The 16012-nt window shown below is 64.0% G+C and carries 13 protein-coding genes and 1 pseudogene; all 14 read right to left on the bottom strand.

Annotated features, from left to right (window positions below; all coding sequences use genetic code 11):
• Positions 1-895: 895 nt before the first annotated feature.
• The 14 genes and pseudogenes from LVJ94_47580 to LVJ94_47515 all read right to left on the bottom strand — a co-directional run bounded on the left by LVJ94_47580 (position 896) and on the right by LVJ94_47515 (position 15973).
• The gene (locus LVJ94_47580; protein ID WXB04549.1) at positions 896-1588 is read right to left on the bottom strand and encodes a hypothetical protein; all 693 of its coding nucleotides are present in this window, start codon (positions 1586-1588) and stop codon (positions 896-898) included.
• 7 nt (positions 1589-1595) lie between these two features.
• Positions 1596-1772, bottom strand: coding sequence for a hypothetical protein (locus tag LVJ94_47575; GenBank protein WXB04548.1), 177 nt, complete (start codon positions 1770-1772; stop codon positions 1596-1598).
• 27 nt (positions 1773-1799) lie between these two features.
• Complete coding sequence (locus LVJ94_47570) at positions 1800-2525, bottom strand: hypothetical protein (protein WXB04547.1); 726 nt, start codon at positions 2523-2525, stop codon at positions 1800-1802.
• 10 nt (positions 2526-2535) lie between these two features.
• Complete coding sequence (ttcA, locus tag LVJ94_47565) at positions 2536-3408, bottom strand: tRNA 2-thiocytidine(32) synthetase TtcA (protein ID WXB04546.1); 873 nt, start codon at positions 3406-3408, stop codon at positions 2536-2538.
• 24 nt (positions 3409-3432) lie between these two features.
• A complete protein-coding gene (locus LVJ94_47560) occupies positions 3433-4929 on the bottom strand; it encodes a leucyl aminopeptidase (GenBank protein ID WXB04545.1) in 1497 nt (498 codons plus the stop codon).
• 73 nt (positions 4930-5002) lie between these two features.
• The gene (locus LVJ94_47555) at positions 5003-6310 is read right to left on the bottom strand and encodes a SidA/IucD/PvdA family monooxygenase (GenBank protein ID WXB04544.1); all 1308 of its coding nucleotides are present in this window, start codon (positions 6308-6310) and stop codon (positions 5003-5005) included.
• Complete coding sequence (locus LVJ94_47550; protein WXB04543.1) at positions 6297-6914, bottom strand: acetyltransferase; 618 nt, start codon at positions 6912-6914, stop codon at positions 6297-6299. The genes LVJ94_47555 and LVJ94_47550 overlap by 14 nt, the downstream gene beginning before the upstream one ends.
• Positions 6914-8497, bottom strand: coding sequence for an aminotransferase class V-fold PLP-dependent enzyme (locus tag LVJ94_47545; protein ID WXB04542.1), 1584 nt, complete (start codon positions 8495-8497; stop codon positions 6914-6916). The genes LVJ94_47550 and LVJ94_47545 overlap by 1 nt, the downstream gene beginning before the upstream one ends.
• Before the next feature lie 96 nt (positions 8498-8593).
• Positions 8594-9793: a hypothetical protein gene (locus tag LVJ94_47540; GenBank protein WXB04541.1), complete on the bottom strand. Its 1200-nt coding sequence runs from the start codon at positions 9791-9793 to the stop codon at positions 8594-8596.
• Between the two features lie 25 nt (positions 9794-9818).
• A complete protein-coding gene (mxcH, locus tag LVJ94_47535) occupies positions 9819-12317 on the bottom strand; it encodes a TonB-dependent siderophore myxochelin receptor MxcH (GenBank protein WXB04540.1) in 2499 nt (832 codons plus the stop codon).
• Between the two features lie 3 nt (positions 12318-12320).
• Positions 12321-12497 (bottom strand): hypothetical protein, encoded by a 177-nt coding sequence (locus tag LVJ94_47530; protein WXB04539.1) that lies wholly within the window; start codon positions 12495-12497, stop codon positions 12321-12323.
• Positions 12494-13636 (bottom strand): PepSY domain-containing protein, encoded by a 1143-nt coding sequence (locus LVJ94_47525; GenBank protein ID WXB04538.1) that lies wholly within the window; start codon positions 13634-13636, stop codon positions 12494-12496. Before LVJ94_47525 ends, LVJ94_47530 begins: the two co-directional genes overlap by 4 nt.
• Before the next feature lie 18 nt (positions 13637-13654).
• Positions 13655-15460, bottom strand: a complete 1806-nt coding sequence (locus tag LVJ94_47520; protein WXB10814.1) for an IucA/IucC family siderophore biosynthesis protein — start codon at positions 15458-15460, stop codon at positions 13655-13657.
• 153 nt (positions 15461-15613) lie between these two features.
• Positions 15614-15973 (bottom strand): annotated as a pseudogene (locus LVJ94_47515) (acetyltransferase).
• Positions 15974-16012 lie beyond the last annotated feature (39 nt).

Raw genomic sequence — 16012 nt, 5'->3', positions numbered from 1 at the left:
GATCTGACTTTTGGTCAGAAACGAACCCGGTTTTACCCGGATTCTGAGAGTCACTTCGGTCGACGGTGCATCGAGATGATGCGAACCGGACCTCGTGCTCTCGGGAGCCCGCTTTCTTTATTCAAAAGCGAGCGTACGATTCAGTTTTCAAGGACCGAGGGAGCACTGCTGCTCCGACACTTTGGGGCTGCGAACCTTAGTTTCAGCGTTTCGGTTCGTCAACCAAAATCTTTTCGTCTGCTCTCTTTTCGAGGAGCTCTCGGACGTTACGGTGTCCGAAGAACTCGAGAGCCAACCGACCCGCAGTAGCGTCACCGAAGTGACTTTCCGGAGTCGATTCGAGGAGGCGGCCTTTTAGTTCAGCCGTTTCTCCTTGTCGAGGACTTTTTGCTTCGGGACCGAGAAGCTTTTCTCGGTGGCGAGGCTGCTTCTCCTCGAGAGAAGCGGGACGGTCACTCTACCTCAGGGCTTTTTTCCGTCAAGATTCTTTCGAAACTTTTTGGAAACTCTTTGTCGGCTCGACCAACCGAACTTCAGAGATGCACCTCCGTGGAAGTGCGTCGCCTGTGGCATTGACCCCTCAACGGGTTTGGCACCCGAAACCGGCGGACCGGCAGGTGAACCGTTGGGGAGGCGCTCTTCTAGGACCCTTCGTGGGGAACCGCAAGCATTTCGTTTGCGATTTCTTTTCCACAGATTGTCCCAATGATCTCCGCAGCCTACTGCACAAACGCTGCGGAGTTTCTTCAGGGGGAACGCCACCGGAAGGACGGCGGAATCTACTCAGCCGGACTTTGAAGTCACGAGGAATCTTTTACGGGTGCGTCGATTCTTCGCAATTCCGGGAAATGTGGGCCGATTTTCGAGAAGTAGGCCGATCTCGTGGCAAACGCGGTCAGCCGAACCGCTCTTCTGCGTACCAGTGGCCCGTCGCCTCACGGACCACGGTGATTTCCGGGCCGGACGCCAGGCGGATGCGAAAGCCCCGCTCGCGGCGCGTGAGTCGCGACTGGGTTCCCGAGAGGATCCCGAGCACTTCCACGGGTTCGGCCAAGCCGCCGTAGACGATGCGGATGGGCCGGTTGCGCGTGTCGCAGTCGACGGTGACGGGAAACCAAGGGGCGATTTCGCTGGTGAGTTGCCAGCCGGCTTCATTCGCCAAGGCGTACGCGCAGGCCGAAAATGCGCGCGCGGTCCCCGCGAGTCCGACCCGGGGACGCATGAGCACGACGAGGGCGTACCCGTCGGGCAGCGCATAGAGCGAAATCGTCTGCGAGGTGGTCCGAATGGAGATGAAGCCCGCCTTGCCGATGCCGCGGACCGCTTCGAGATGCGCCAGCGTGATGCGCCATGACGCGGCGGCGATTTTGATGTCGAACGGCGGGATGCTGCCGGCGTAGTCGACCGACTCCCCTTCCTGGTCGACGAGGGCGGCCGCGTACGCACCGTGGATGCGCTCGATGAGCTCCTCCAAAATGATGGAGAAGGGGCTCTTCTCCTGATCGCGCCTGGGGCGCGGCGGCGGTGGGTTGGCGCTCGGCGCTCGGCCGGGACGCACGTAGATGATGCGAACCTCGTCGGACATCATGGCTGCATCATCCGCGCACGCCCGAGCGCGCGATCTGGACCGAGGCGCGCATGGTGGTGAGGCCCGCGACCATCCAGTACAGCGCGGTGAGATCTTCGGCGCGCGCGAGGGCCGTACCGCCTAGGACGAAGGCGATGGCGCCGAGCACCAGGAGCACGACCGCGAGGACGTCGTAAAGATGCATCCTCGCGCAGAATACAACGGGGCGCCGCTACCGTGTGAGGCGATAGACGAAGCCGACCACGGCAAAGAGGAAGATCGCCAAAACCCACGGGATGACGATGCGCAACCGGTGGCGCGACGCGGCCTTCATGCGCGTCTGGTGCCGGGCCAGCGCAATTTGCGTTGCGGACCCGATGAGTCCCAAACCGAGGGCCAAGCATGCGAGTCGGACCAGGACGCCGCGCTCCGGGGAAGACGTGGTCTGCCATCCGATGAATTGCAGCGCGGTCGCCAGCACGGTGCCGATGACGATGAAGACGCTCCCGCCGCGCGGAACACGGCCGCGCGGTTTCAGGGGGGCGGCATTTTCGACCCCGGACGGCGTGCTGCGGATCACCGCGGGGGCGGCGGATGCGTAGGCAAACAGGCCCCAGCCGATCATGCCGGTGATGCCGCGCGCGGTGTCGAACCGCACGGAGCCAAAGGTTCCCAGTGCCGTGGGGCACAAAGCCCAGACGATGACGCTGGTGGAGGCGAGTCCCCAGACCGAGGCGATGCGCGCGCCCCTCGGCCAGCGCGGTTCGAGCACCGCGGGGACGATGAGAAACACGAGACCGGCGAGGGCGAACACTTTCGCCAGGGGGGGTGCGCCGCGCGACCAGGCCGTCGGCGCGACGGTGACGAACCACGCGTAAATTCCGGGGACGCTGGCCTGCGCGACGGACCCGAGCTCGAACAACCGCGGCCGCTTTTGATCCCCCGTGAGCATGCGCACCCTGCCCGAGCTAGCCGGTGTTCCGCACGAGGCGCGTCGGGGCAATCACGCCGGAGGACTCCCCGCCGCCCATACCGCCCATGCCAGAAGAAGCGCCGGCCTCGGGCAGATCGCGCGCGGCTTCGAGCCCCAGTTTGGCCCAGAGTTCTTTGTCGAGGAGCTGGCTGGGGCGCACGTTTTGAAGCGCCGCGAGAAAGCTCGCCTTCATGCCGGGGCGCTCGCGCTCCATCTGGTCGATCATGCGGCCCACGACCTTGCGCTGCAGGTTGTCTTGCGAGCCGCAGAGATCGCACGGCAAAATGGGAAACTGCTTGGCCTCGGCGAAGGCCGCGATGTCGTCTTCGGCGCAGTACAAAAGGGGGCGCAGCACGATGTGGCCGGAGCTGGCGACCAGCTTGGGCGGCATCGCGGCGAGCTGGCCGGCGAACATCAGGTTGAGAAAGAAGGTCTGGATGACGTCGTCGCGGTGGTGGCCCAGCGCGATCTTGTTGCAGCGAAGTTCGGTGGCGACCCGGTAAAGGATGCCGCGCCGCAACCGCGAACAGAGCGAGCAGAACGTCTTGTTGGCGGGGATCTTCTCGGTGACGATCGAGTAGGTGTCCTCCTCGATCATGGTGAAGCGGTAGTTTTCCCGCTTCATGTAGTCGTGCAGGACATCGGCCGGGTAGCCGGGGTGGCCCTGATCGATGTTCACCACCTCGAGCTCGAAGTTCACCGGCGCCTTCTCCGCCAACTGACGGAGAAGGTGCAGCATCGTGTAGCTGTCTTTGCCGCCGCTGACGGCCACCAGGATGCGATCGCCCTCGGCGATCATGTTGAAATCGCCCACGGCGCGCCCCACGGCGCGCGAGAGCTTCTTTTCCAATGTGACGACGTCGACCACGGCTACTCCAATACTACGGAAAGACTACTTCGCCGCGTGCTCGATGAGGGACACGAAGGTGAGAACGCCGTGGCCGGTCGCCCCCTTGGGGTTCCAGCCGCTGGCGCGATCCGAGGTGGCCGGGCCTGCGATGTCGGCGTGGACCCAGTTCTTCGTCTTGCCGATGAACTCGCGAAGGAAGAGCGCCGCGGTGATGGAGCCGCCCGAGCGATCGCCCATGTGCTTCAGATCGGCGCTGTCGCTCTTCAATTGATCGCGCAGGTCCTCGATGAGGGGCATGCGCCACATTTGCTCGCCGGAAGCCTTGAGCGCCCCAGAGAATTCATGCGCGGCGTCCTCGCTGTTGGCGAACCAGCCCGAGTAGGTGTTGCCGAGCGCCACGATGCACGCACCGGTGAGGGTGGCATTGTCGACGAGCAGATCGGGCTCGAGCTTGGCGGCATAGGCGAGGGCGTCGGCAAGAACGAGGCGGCCTTCGGCGTCGGTGTTGATGATCTCGACGCTCTTGCCGTCGAGGGAGGGCCACACGTCGCCGGGGCGGTAGGCATTGCCGTCGGGCATGTTTTCCGCGCAGGCCAGCAGGGCGTGGACTTCCACGTTCGGCTTGATGGCCGCGACGGCCGCCATGAGGCCCACCATGTTGGCGGCTCCGGACATGTCGTGCTTCATCTCGCCCATGCCCGCGGCGGGTTTGATGCTGATGCCGCCGGTGTCGAAGGTGATGCCCTTGCCGACGAAGACGAGCTTCTTCTTCGCCTTCTTGCTGGGCGTGTACGAGATGTGCACGAAACGCGGTTCGTTGGCGCTGCCGCGGCCGACAGCGTCGAGCAGGTGCATGCCGCGCTTCTGGATTTCCTTGTAGTCGAACACCTCGATCTTGAGGCCGTTCGCCTTGGCCACCTTTTGCGCCTCGGCGGCGAGGGCGGCGGGGGTGAGGATGTTCGAAGGCTCGTTGCTCAGGTCGCGCGTGAGGTTGACGGCCTGGCCGATCTTCTGACCGAGCGCGATTTCCTTCTTGGCGTCGGCCGGGGCTTTTTTGCCCGCGACGAAGGTGACGGTCTCCAGGGATTCCTTGGGCCGGCGGTCGCCGGTCAGGTACTTGGTGAATCGGTAGGTGCCGAGCTCGATGCCCTCGCCCACGGCGCGGAGGTATTTCTCGAGGCCGTCGGGGAGGACGACCACGAGGGACTTCGCCTTGTCGGCCACCGCTGCGCGGCCCGCCTTGGCGGCAAAGGTCCGGGTGGCGGGATCTTTGACGTTGGCGCGCTCGCCGAGCCCGAGAAAGACGATGCGACCCGTGGGAACCCGGCCCAAGGCGGGCACGGACAGGCTTTGGTCCGGCTTGCCTGAGAATTCCTCCTTCTTGAGGAGTGCCAGGAGCCCCCCACCCAGGGCTTCGTCGACATCCTTGATGGCGTCGGGGAGTTTTTTGGACGGATCAAACGCCCAAACACCGAAAACGGTGAGGTCCGTCTCCAGTTCCAAAGGTTGCGCCGAGCGGATCGATAGGGACAGGGGCATGGCTTTCCCAAATACAGCGCTTTGCCTTGGTAGCAAAAGCGTTTCGCCGTTCGGGGCTCCCCTGCCCCCTTCGTTAAGGCTCGAAGGTCGTGTACGCGGTATGCTTCGGAAGGCGGTACAGGGGACGACCTGCGATCGCGTTCAGGATGGTGGCGTTTCGATAGGCCCCGATGCCCAAATCCGGGGCGGCCGCGCCATGGCTGTGCAGATCGGCGTTGGCTACGAAAATGCGGCCAGTAACGGACGGGGCCAGCTCCACCGCGTGATCGAGCCCGACGATGTAACGCTTCTTCGCATCGCGCCGGATCACGGATTCGAGGGGCTCGAGGAAGGCGGGGCGGCGGGGCGTGTAGCCGGTGGCCGCGACCACCATATCGGTGCGGTGCTCGAAGAGGCGGTCCGTATCGCGCTGGCGGCAGGTCAGGACGACTTGGCCATCGTCGGCCACGGAGGAAGCCTCGATGGAAATGCCGCAGCGGAGCTCCACATCGGCCAGGCCGGTCTCGAATTCGCGACGGTAGAGGGCATCGTGAATGAGCTCCAAGGTGGCGGTGGAGATGCCTTTGTAATGGCGCCACTGCTCGGCGAGGAGCTCGTCGCGTTTGGCCTGCGGGAGGCTATGGAAGTAGCCCACGTACGCGGGCGTGGTCATTTCCAGGACGAGCTTCGTGTAGTCGAGCGGGGCAAAGGAAATGGTGCGCGTGAGCCAGCTGACGGCGGGGCCGCCGGTGAGGTTCTTGCGCAGCAGATCGAGCGCCGCCTCCGCCCCCGACTGGCCCGAGCCCACCACGGTCACGCGTTTGGCGCGTGCCATGTCCGCCTCGCGGCGGAGGAAATCGGCTGTGTGCAGGAGCTTGTCCTTCGGCAGATGCCGCAGCGACGGCGGAAGCGACGGCTCCGTGCCGACGCCGAGCACCAGGTGGCGCGTGCGAAAGACCACGCGCTCGCCCCCCTCGCGCACAGCGTGCACGACGAAGCGTTCGCTCTCGGGATCCCATGCCGCCTTGTCGACGTGGTGGGAGAAGCGAATCGACGACAGCTTCGCCGCCGCCCAGCGGAGGTAGTGCTCGTATTCCTTGCGGGTCGAGTGAAACTGCTGCCGAATGTAGAAGGGGTAGAGCCGGTCCGTGTCCCGCAGGTGCGCCAAGAAGGAGAGCGGGTGCGAGGGCTCCACGAGGGTCACCAGGTCGGCCATGAAATTGACCTGGAGCATGGCGTCGTCGAACATCATGCCCGAGTGCCAGCGCAGATCGGCCTGCGCCTCGAGCACGGTGAGCTTCACGCCGTCGACGGTGGACGCGAGGGCGGCGAGGCCCAAGTTGAAGGGGCCGCAGCCGATGGCGATGACGTCGAAATCGTTTTCGGGGTTATTCGGGTTCACGGGACACGTCTTCCTGACGTCGCGAAATCGTGAGCAGCAACGCCGTTTTGTTGGGCAAAGTGATTTCGCCGCGCGGCGAAAAGCCGCTGGCCATGAAGGTGCGGATCGCGGCGGCGTTGCCGACGTCCGGCTCGACGAGGATGCACGTGCACCGCGGATCGGCGCGCCAGAGGGCCTCGATGATCCGCGGAAGCACGGCGCGCGCGATCCCCATGCCGATCAGCGAGCGGTCGCCGATGGCGAGGTGCAAGCCGAGATCGTGCGGGCGCGCCGGGTAGCAGGCGGCCACGGGATCGTGCGCCGCACGGTAGATCTCGAGGTACATGATGGGCTGCGTGTCGCGACGGAGCAGGCACGGGAGCTCGTGCGCACCCTGCAACTGGCGCGTGAGCTCCTCGCGCCACTGATCGCGCGACCACGGCTGGCGCAGGAACTTGGCGACGTGCTCGGCGCGCATCCACGCGTGCACCAAGTCCAAGTCGGCGCCCCGTGGATCGACGGGGCGCAGGTTCCACGGAGGATCGAGCCGCGGCACCGGCGGCGGCGGAACCGCTTCGACGGTGCGCAGGCCCGGCAAGGTGGGCGACGATCCTCCGAGATCCATCACGCGCCCCCGATCTCCCCGCGGATGCGAAACGCGGTTTCACGCTGCTGGCCGCAGGCGACGACGGCGTCGATGAGGCCATCGATGTCCGCGGGGGTGCTGTTCGGGTTGAGCAAGGTGAACTTGAGGCACGTGCTCGATGCGGCGTCGCGCCCCTCGAGGCACACGCTGGTGCGGCCGATGAGCGCCGTGCCGGAGGTGAGCAGGGTGCGGCGCAGGTCGGCGTTCAGATCGTCGAGCGCCCACGGGGCGGTGTTGCCTCGGTAGCGGAAGACGACGGTGGTGAGGTTCGCCGGCGAGACCAGCTCGAGCTGCGGGTGCGAGGCGATGCTCTGCTCCGCGTAGCGCGCGAGATCGTGGCACGCATCCACCATGGCGCCCAAGCCTTGGCGGCCGTATGCGAGCAAGGTGGTGGCGACCTTCACGGCGTCCGCGCGCCGCGTGGTCTGCAGCGAACGGCCGAGCAGCCCGTCGTAGCCGGCCCTCGCGTCGTCGGGCGGATTGAGGTAGTCGACGGAGCGCTCCAGCGGGAGAAACAGGTTGGCGTCGCGCACGAGAAGCATGCTCGCGGCCGCGGGTTGCCAGCCGATCTTGTGCATGTCCACGGTGATGGAGTGCGCGAGCTCGATGCCCGCGAGCTTGCCCGCGAGACGCTCGGAGAAGAGGGCGCCGAAGCCGTAGGCGGCATCGACGTGGAACCATGCGCCGTGCCGGTGCGCGATTTTGGCGAGCACCGGGAGCGGGTCGATGCTGCCGAAGTCCGTGGTGCCCGCGGTGGCGAAGATGCACACCGGCGTGGCACTGGGACCGAGCTCGCGCAAAATCGGGGCGAGCGCGTCGGGGTGCATGCGGTGCTGTTCGTCGGCGGGCACCCCGATGACCGAGGCTTCGCCGAGGCCAAGGGTGGCGCACGCGCGATGCACCGAGAAGTGCGCGAGCTCCGAGCAGAGGATCACCGGCCGCGGGAGGCCGGCGACGCCGTCCTTGCGCACATTGATGCCGTGTTTCGCGGCCGCGGCATCGCGTGCGAGGAGCAGCGCCATCATGTTGGAGAGCGAGCCGCCAGGGGTGAAGACGCCGGTGGCGTGCTCGCCCAAGCCAGCCAACTTGGCGAGGGCCGAGACGACCCAGCGCTCGACGGCGATGCCGGCGGGGCCGGAGTCGTAGGTGTCCTGCGAGCCGTTTTCGGCGCTGACCAAGACGTCGGCCGCAACCGCAACGGCAAGGGGCGGCGGCTGCAAGTGCGCCGCCGCGTGGGGGTGTGCGAGATGGATGCCATGCTCGAGAAGCAACTGCGCCACGTGCTGAAGTGCGGCGTCAGTGCCGATGCCGTGCTCGCGCAGGGTCGCGGGACCGAGCATCTCCGCGGCCTTGGCCAGCACGTCGGCCGGTGCTCCAATGGGGAGCGGACCACGCACGCCGCGTGCGGCGAGCGCCCCACCAATGGTCCGCGAGAGGACGCCTGCCGCGTCAACGAGGCCATCGCCGGTACCGGCGAGCGGAAAGGCGCTTCGGGACTGTCGCGATTGAGAGACTCGAAGCGCCTTGGACGATCCCGCCGGCGACTCGTTGACGGTGCTCATGACGAACCCTCCTCTGGTTTGCCACTGAAATAGAAAGTGATTTTCATTTTCAGTACGTGTTTAGCTACACGCGCCAATGCAATGTGTCAAGGCGCGCTACCGAACCTTGAAGAGGCGCATATTGTATCCCGTGACGTCGAAGAGCCGTGTGGCCTTGTCGGTGCTGGGAATTCCAAGATTGTAAACCGTGCTCGACGTATATCCGGTGGCCGGCATGAGCGCGAGGTCGACACCGTCGATTTTGAACCAGTACGCCGCGCCGCTGTTCCAATCGACGCTTTGCATTTCGGTCGCCGTCTTCGTCTGCGGGTCGTAGTTCCAGACATGCCAATTCAGACCGCCAATGATGCCGAAGGGCTCTTTGGCATTCGCGAGATCGACCTTTTCGTGGTGAAAGGCCGTGAACACGAATTTGCCATTTCCGACATAGTGGAAGTCGGAGCCCTCACGGCCACCGGCCACGTCGGCGAATTTGAACGCGACGGTGGCGGTCGCCGTGGCCGTGTCCACGTCGACGACGCACGTGGGGGCGGTGTGGAGAACGAGGGCCGTACCCGCGCCGCCGGTCCACGGGCTGAAATAGATATGGCCGGAATCGTCTTTGGTGCCAACGTCGAGGCCCGGGCAGGGCGCTGCGATATTTTGGACGAACTTGTCGGCGTTCACGTCGAAGACGAGCACGAGGGAATCATCCGTACGGTGCGCCCATTGCTCGTCGTACCAGGCCACCGTTTGGTAAAGGCGCCCATCGTGGACGATGGTGGAGCGATCGGCGGAGCCCGCACGCGGGATCAACCCATTGCGGTTTTCGATTTTGGGTAGATCGACCGTGTTGGTGATTTCCATCGTGGTGGGGTTCCACACGATGTACTGGGCAAGGCCATTGAGCATGTAGGCCTTGGTCGCGCTGATGAACGTGTTGTTCCAGAACGCCGCATCGGTAAGGCCGCGCGCGGAGAAGTTGAGCACCTTCGGGTCGACGAGCTTTCCGTCGTCGGTGAGGGTGAACTTGGTGACGGTCGGCGTTTCGCCGCCGGAGACATAGACGGAGCCTTCGTAAACCCAGATATCCGAGGGACCCGAGAACTCGCGCGCAGAGGAGAGACCCACGGTGGGTCGCTGTACGAGCGAGTCGAGGATGGTGACGTAACCATCCTGCCCATCGGGAGAGGTGACGATGCTGTGCACGGCATATCGAGACGTCCCCGTGAGCCCCGAGGAGCTGCCACCGTTGGAATCGTCGCTTCCGCAACCCGCAACGGTCACCAGGGCCGCCAAGAGTGTAAGCCTTCTCATGGGATATTCTCCTTCTTTTGGGAAATCAGAAATCGAGCGTCGTTTTGAAATAGAAAGCGCGACCCGGCCTTTGAACGCCGAAGAAGTCGTAGGCGCGCTCGTCGGTGAGGTTTTGCAATTCACCGGTGAAGGACATCGCCACCGGATCGCCGTGCACGAGGTAGGTCAATGCCACCGAGTGAATGAGTTGGGAGTCGACCGTGGGCTTGTACTCGCGAACGCCGGCGCTTTCCCAACTGCGATAGAACTCGTGCACGTACCGCGTGAACCACGTGAGCGAGAGCTCATCGTCGGGGCGGCGCACCCGCCGGAATTGAAGACGCGCCGAGGCGTTGGCAAAGAGATACGGCCGATTGGGAATACGATCTCCTTCGAAGGTGCCAAATGAGCCGTCGGACGAGACGTTACGAAAGTCTTGATAGGTGACGTTGCCGTCGAGAACGACATATTCGCCGGGCGAAGTCCAGCCGGCGGCTGCCTCGACGCCAACGGAGCGGGCTGAAAAGACGTTCTGGTAGCTGAAATATTTGTCATTACTGAGCAGCGTGATGAGCTGATCCGCTGCACGGAGGAATCCATTGATGTCGGCACGAACGGCACCGACGGGAGTGGTGCGCAGGTCGACGGTCAGCCCAAGATTGACGTTATGGCTCGTCTCGGGCTGAAGATTCAAGTTGGGGAGAACGAGTATACCGTTGCCATAGAGTTCGTCCGGGCTTGGAAGACGCGTGGCCCATTCGTAGGAGGCCTTGGCGTACAACCCCTCGACGAAGCGATAGCGCAGGGCATCTCCCACGCCAAAACGGTGGGTGCTGCGATCGCGATCGACGCGGGCCCCGCCTACGAGTTGGTCCTCCGAGCGCTGGGATTGAAAATAGCTCTTTACGAAAAAGATATTCTCGAGGCGACGTCCGAATAAGTCGGCTTGGTATTCGAGACCGCTCACCGTGGTCAAAAGGTCGCGTTTCGCGCCCAGTGGATCGGGAAGCACATCGCTTTGCCGCTGGCGTTCTTCGCCGCTGCGGGTGGAGTATGTCGGTGAAAGCGATAGTCGAAGAGCGTGACCCGAACGGATTTGCCAGCTGGCGTTCGCCCGGGCAAAGCCACTATGCACTCGAACGACTTGGTTAAATGGGCCGTGGCTGGAGTCGATTTCGCCCACGACGCGATCGGTGCAGTTACGTTCACCGTTCCACAAATAGGTACACTTCGAAACGTCTCGAAGGAAAGTACGACCGTACGTGTAGCCGCCAAGCACATCGACGGAGACGCGACCGGCTCGTGTGGCAAAGGCATTCTCGTAGCGAACCGTGGCGCCGGTGGTGAATTTGCCGAATTCGGCCTCACCGTACGGCACGGTCATCACGACGTTGTTCTGGAGCTCCTTGCTGTGATCCGCAGCGAAGACGCGTAGGCGAAGATTCTTGGCCCAGGAGCGATCGATGAAGCCGGTTTCCAAATTGGCGCCGCCGGCTCGATACCCGTCGTGAAATCGGGTGGCGCGAATGAGCGTCTGTTGACCTGCTAGATTGGCCAACCCAACGTCGTCGACGGTGTAATCGTTCTTCGCGTAGTCGAAAAAGCCGGACGCGCGCGCGAAGAAGCCACTGTCCACGTCGAGGTGGCGAAGGGCCAAGGTCGCGCGATGCGTCTCGAAGGAGCCCACTTGGTACGACGCCGAACCGTGCGTTCCCGGGGTGATCTTCTCCGTGACGAGATTGACCGCACCGCCGAGGGCATCGGCGCCGAATCGGACGGGGACGACGCCGCGGTACACTTCGGCGCGTTCGACGAGGTTCACCGGCACGTTGGCCAGGCCGAATGGGTAGCCCGCGAGGTCGAGGGGAACGCCGTCGAGGAAGAAGCGGATTTGGTCGTCGGTGAGACCATTGAGCGAAAAGCGCGTCCCCGAGCCGAGACCGCCCTCGCGGCGCACGCTCACGCCTTGCGTTCGCGCCATGACCTCGCCGAAGTCCGCGGTCTGCCGCTTCGCCTGCTCCGTCTCGATGACCGTCACGGCCTGCGCCGATTCGCGCAATCGATCCGCCTCGGATTTTCCGCGAACGGTCACGTCGGCCGGAGCTGGACTCCCCCTCCCCGGCCCTCCCGCCACTCCTGTCCCTCCCGCCCCGGGAGCCGTAACGTCCGTACCTCGTGCTGCGGTGGTTTCGGCCGGCAAACGGAACTCGTACGGATACAAGACCCGCGCACGCACCGCCGTGCCCCCGCGCTGCGCCGGCGAAAACCGGAATTGCAACGCCGCCGCGCGCGCCGATTCGTCGAAGCCGTGCCCCGCCGATTCCACCACGTCGGCCGCACTCACGCGGCCATCCGCCTCGATCGTCAGACGCAACACCACGCGTCCCTCGAGGCGCGCCGCCTTGGCCTCCGCCGGATAATCGGCCGGCACCTCTTGCACCACCGCCGGCGGCGTCACCGCCTCTTGGGCGCGAGCGCTACCGCCTCGAATGCACATCCCCTCGGCCGCCAAAACGGCGGCGATCATCCATCGTCGTAAACGCACGACCTAACTCCGCCGGCCCCAATACCAAATCGAGACGACCACCGGCACACCCAACGCCACCCACGAAGCAGCATCCCCAATGCCGTCCGCGAGCAATGCCGCAAGCAGCCCCACGAGGCTCAGCGCCCCCAGCGCAATGGGCGCTCCCCATATTTGCGTTTTGGTCAGCGGAGCGCTCATGCAGCCACCTCTTTGTCTCCCTGCATCGAGCGCAGCCACGCTTCGAACGAGACATTGCGCCGGCGCGCCCAGAGATACACACCGCTTCCCAGCACCACGATGGCCAGTGCGTCCAGCAAGCCCCAAAGCACCTTGAGCGGCATTCCCCCGTAGTCGCCAAAGTGCAGCGGCTGCGAAACGAGCAGCGTGCTCACGTACCAAGGCAGATCCCGGGAGTCGGTCACCATCAAGGTTTGCGCATCGACCAATACGGGCTTGAGCAACTTCGATGTCCAGGGCGTCGTACCCTTCATGAAAATGGCGTAATGGTGCGGGCTCGCGAAATCGTTGCCCGGAAAGGCCATGAAGCCGAGCTCCATCCCCGGTGCCGCAGCGTGCGCGGCGTCGAGCGCCTTTTGCACCGAGCCCATTTCCGTGAGGGGCGGCTTGCCGCGGTACGGAGCGGTCATCTCCGCAAGCTGCGTCGCCTGCCACTGACCGAACACCGGAACGGCCAACGTGTTCACCACGCCCGTGAAGCCGACGACGAGAAACCACACCAACGTGGCGATCCCGAGCAGATTGTGCAAATCGAGCCACTTGAGGCGAGGCGATCGATCCCGTCGCACCGTGCCGAAATTCAGCTTCTGCATGTATGGCCCATAGAGCACCGTGCCGGATACCAGCGAGGCCACCAGCAGGAGGCCCATCAGGCCCAGAAAGAGCGTCCCCGGCAACCCCGCGAACATGTCGACGTGAAGCCTCAAGAGGAAGTTCGTCACGCCTTTGTTCAGCGGATATTCGTTGAGATATGCCCCGGTGCGGCCGTCGTACGTATAAAAGGCCGACGCATCTTCCGAGTTGGCCTTTTCGCCGAGCCGCACCAGCCAGAGGCGCGGATCTTCGGCATCCCTGAACACGAATTGCATGGCGTCGCCGGGGCGGCGTGCTTTCGCCGCCGCGACGATGTCATCCAAGTTCGCGCGCGGTGCGGGCTCGGGCATGTCGGGCGCCTCGGCGCTGTAGCCCAATGCATGATCGATCTCCTCGTGGAAGATGAGCGGGAGACCCGTCACGCAGAGCAACAGCAGGAACAACGTGCTGATCAAACTCGTCCACTTGTGCACGAGGTACCAAGACTTCACCGAGGCGGACTTCACGGATCGACTCCTAGTACGTCAGGCTTTGAAGGCAGCGATCGGATTTTTCAACGTCCCGGCGAATTTGAGATTCTTCGCCGGATCGGCCAAATCGATCATCTGTTGGTTGTTGCCGAGCTGCAATCGATTCAGGCACGACCGGGTGAACTCGGGTGCGAAGAGGTCATACCGCTCGAACTTCTCGGTCAAATCCGGCCGTGCGCGATGGTAGTCGTGGACGCATTCGGCCACCAACTTCCAGAAGCGCTCTTCCGGAATGCCGTGCTCCACCAAAACGTGCCCCACGTAACGGAAGATGCAATCGAAGACGTCGGTGAAGATCGATAGGACCTTCAACTCCTCGGGCACCGACACGGCCAGGCGTTTCACCTTCTCCGGAAGAACCGCGTCCTTGTTCATGACCGCCACCTCCTCGGCCACGTCCTTCATCAGCGCGCGCACCGGCACGTTGTTCTGCAGCACGAGAATGAGATTCTCCCCGTGCGGCATGAAGACCATGTCGTACGCGTAGAAGCAGTGCAGCAGCGGGCTCAAATACGCCTTCAAGTAGCTCCGGAGCCACGTGTCCGCCCCCACGCCCGACGACGCGATGAGCTCCATGAGAACCGAGCCGCCCTCGCGATCGCGGTGGAGCAGCGAAGCCATGGTCATCAAGCGCTGGCCCTCGGTCAGCGGCGGAATGGGGCTTTCGCGCCAGAGCGCCGCCAGCATCTTCTTGTACGGGCTGTCGCCCGGGATGGCCGCCTCGTAATACGTATTGCGGTAGCCGACCGTGGCCACCTCGCGCAAAATGCTGAATCCATTTTCGCGAAGGTAGGCATCCTTGCCGATGGTCTCGTGAACCCATTGGTTGATGGCCGGCGTGCCGATCATGTAGTACGGCGAAAGCCCGCGCATGAACCCCATGTTCAAGATGGAGAGCGAGGTCTTCACGTAGCGCTTGTGCGGGTTCGTCGTATTGAAGAACGTGCGAATGCTCTGCTGCGCGAAATACCGATCTTCGCTGCTCCCCAGGTACACGAGGCGGTGCGCGGCAATGTCCGGCGCGAAGATGCTGGCCAATTTGTTGAACCACTGCCACGGGTGCACCGGCATGAACAGGTACGACTCGGGGTTCAGCCCCTTGCCGCGCAGGATGCCGTGGAACGAGTCGAGCACGGTGGTGCCCAGCTCTTCGTGGATCATGTCGCCGTACGTCAGGCCGTCGATCGATGAAAACGCCGCGCGGCTCTCGTGGACGGCAATCCAGATCAGCGACACCGGCGACGCCGCCTCGGGCGCATAGGCGCGGTAGTCGAGGGCGTCGAATCCGATGCGCCCGTTGTTGGCCACGAACGAGGGGTGCCCCTCGGTCATCGACGTCTCCACCTCTTGGAACGACGCGCGCGTGAGCTCCGCCGCGGTCAACCGCTGGGTTTCGTATTTGTACGCCGCGCCATAGAGCGTACTCGTGATTTCCTCCATGTACGTGGGAAGCATCGCGGGGGCGATGCCCAACGTCGTGTGGAGCTCGAGGATCAGCGCGAGCGAATCCAGGGGCGTGCGTGCGCCGTCGACGAACCGCTCGATGGATTCGGTGTCGATGTGCCAATGATCGAGCTGGAGAATGCGCGCGCGAAAGCGGTATTCCACGTTGGCCTGATCGGTCGCGAGCCGGTAATGGCCCCAGCCGTCGACCGTACCTTCGAGCTCGGGGGTGACGAGCAACTCGTGGGCGAACTCGCCGATGATCTTGCGAACGTGCTGCCGATTGACGATGGCCCAGGTGCGCGGATCGAGGTGCGCGACGGCCGCGCCGGGGGAGGACGAAATGGAAGTCTTCATGGGTGCGGTTCTCACGGTGGACGCTGCCGCGTATTGCTGACGCGTGCAGAAGGACAACAGGGCTTTCTTGGCCGGCTGCACGGAGGTTGCCGGCAGATCGACGGTGCGCACGACTTCGAACCCCGCGCGGCGATTCAGCGCGTGGATCTTCTCGTTGCGGGCGTCCGGCTCCACGACGACGCGTGTCACCGTCTGGTCACTGAACAGGAAGTCCATGATGACGGCGAACACGTGCCAGGTGAAATCGGGAATGCGCTTTTCCGCCGGGGCGACCAGGACGTGCATCCCGCGATCGCTCGGCAGCGCATCGTAATAGCGGCCGATGGCGTCGTGCATCGAGTGGTAGCACTCGACGAGGAACGCCGGTTTTCCGTCGTGAAGTCCGATGTACGCGTGGACGTGCTCGGGGCTTACGATGTCGCGGTACGCCGCCGCGACCTCGTCGACGGATTTACCCTGCAGACCCCAATATTTGGCGTACTCCTGGGTCACCCACCCGTGCACGAGGGGCATATCCTCGGGAATGCGCAGCGGGCGCAATGCGAAGATGCC

Source organism: Sorangiineae bacterium MSr11367, from assembly GCA_037157805.1.
In the GTDB taxonomy this organism is placed as follows: Bacteria; Myxococcota_A; Polyangia; order Polyangiales; family Polyangiaceae; genus Pendulispora; species Pendulispora rubella.
The sequence above is the reverse complement of the archived record's forward strand: the minus strand, read 5'-3'. Positions and strand labels throughout refer to the sequence as shown.

Bases quoted from the DNA above. Each gene is read 5' to 3' on its own strand.
- LVJ94_47580 (WXB04549.1), bottom strand. From the start codon at position 1,588: ATGATGTCCGACGAGGTTCGCATCATCTACGTGCGTCCCGGCCGAGCG.
- LVJ94_47575 (WXB04548.1), bottom strand. From the start codon at position 1,772: ATGCATCTTTACGACGTCCTCGCGGTCGTGCTCCTGGTGCTCGGCGCC.
- LVJ94_47560 (WXB04545.1), bottom strand. From the start codon at position 4,929: ATGCCCCTGTCCCTATCGATCCGCTCGGCGCAACCTTTGGAACTGGAG.
- LVJ94_47550 (WXB04543.1), bottom strand. From the start codon at position 6,914: ATGGATCTCGGAGGATCGTCGCCCACCTTGCCGGGCCTGCGCACCGTC.
- LVJ94_47545 (WXB04542.1), bottom strand. From the start codon at position 8,497: ATGAGCACCGTCAACGAGTCGCCGGCGGGATCGTCCAAGGCGCTTCGA.
- LVJ94_47540 (WXB04541.1), bottom strand. From the start codon at position 9,793: ATGAGAAGGCTTACACTCTTGGCGGCCCTGGTGACCGTTGCGGGTTGC.
- LVJ94_47530 (WXB04539.1), bottom strand. From the start codon at position 12,497: ATGAGCGCTCCGCTGACCAAAACGCAAATATGGGGAGCGCCCATTGCG.
- LVJ94_47520 (WXB10814.1), bottom strand. From the start codon at position 15,460: ATGAAGACTTCCATTTCGTCCTCCCCCGGCGCGGCCGTCGCGCACCTC.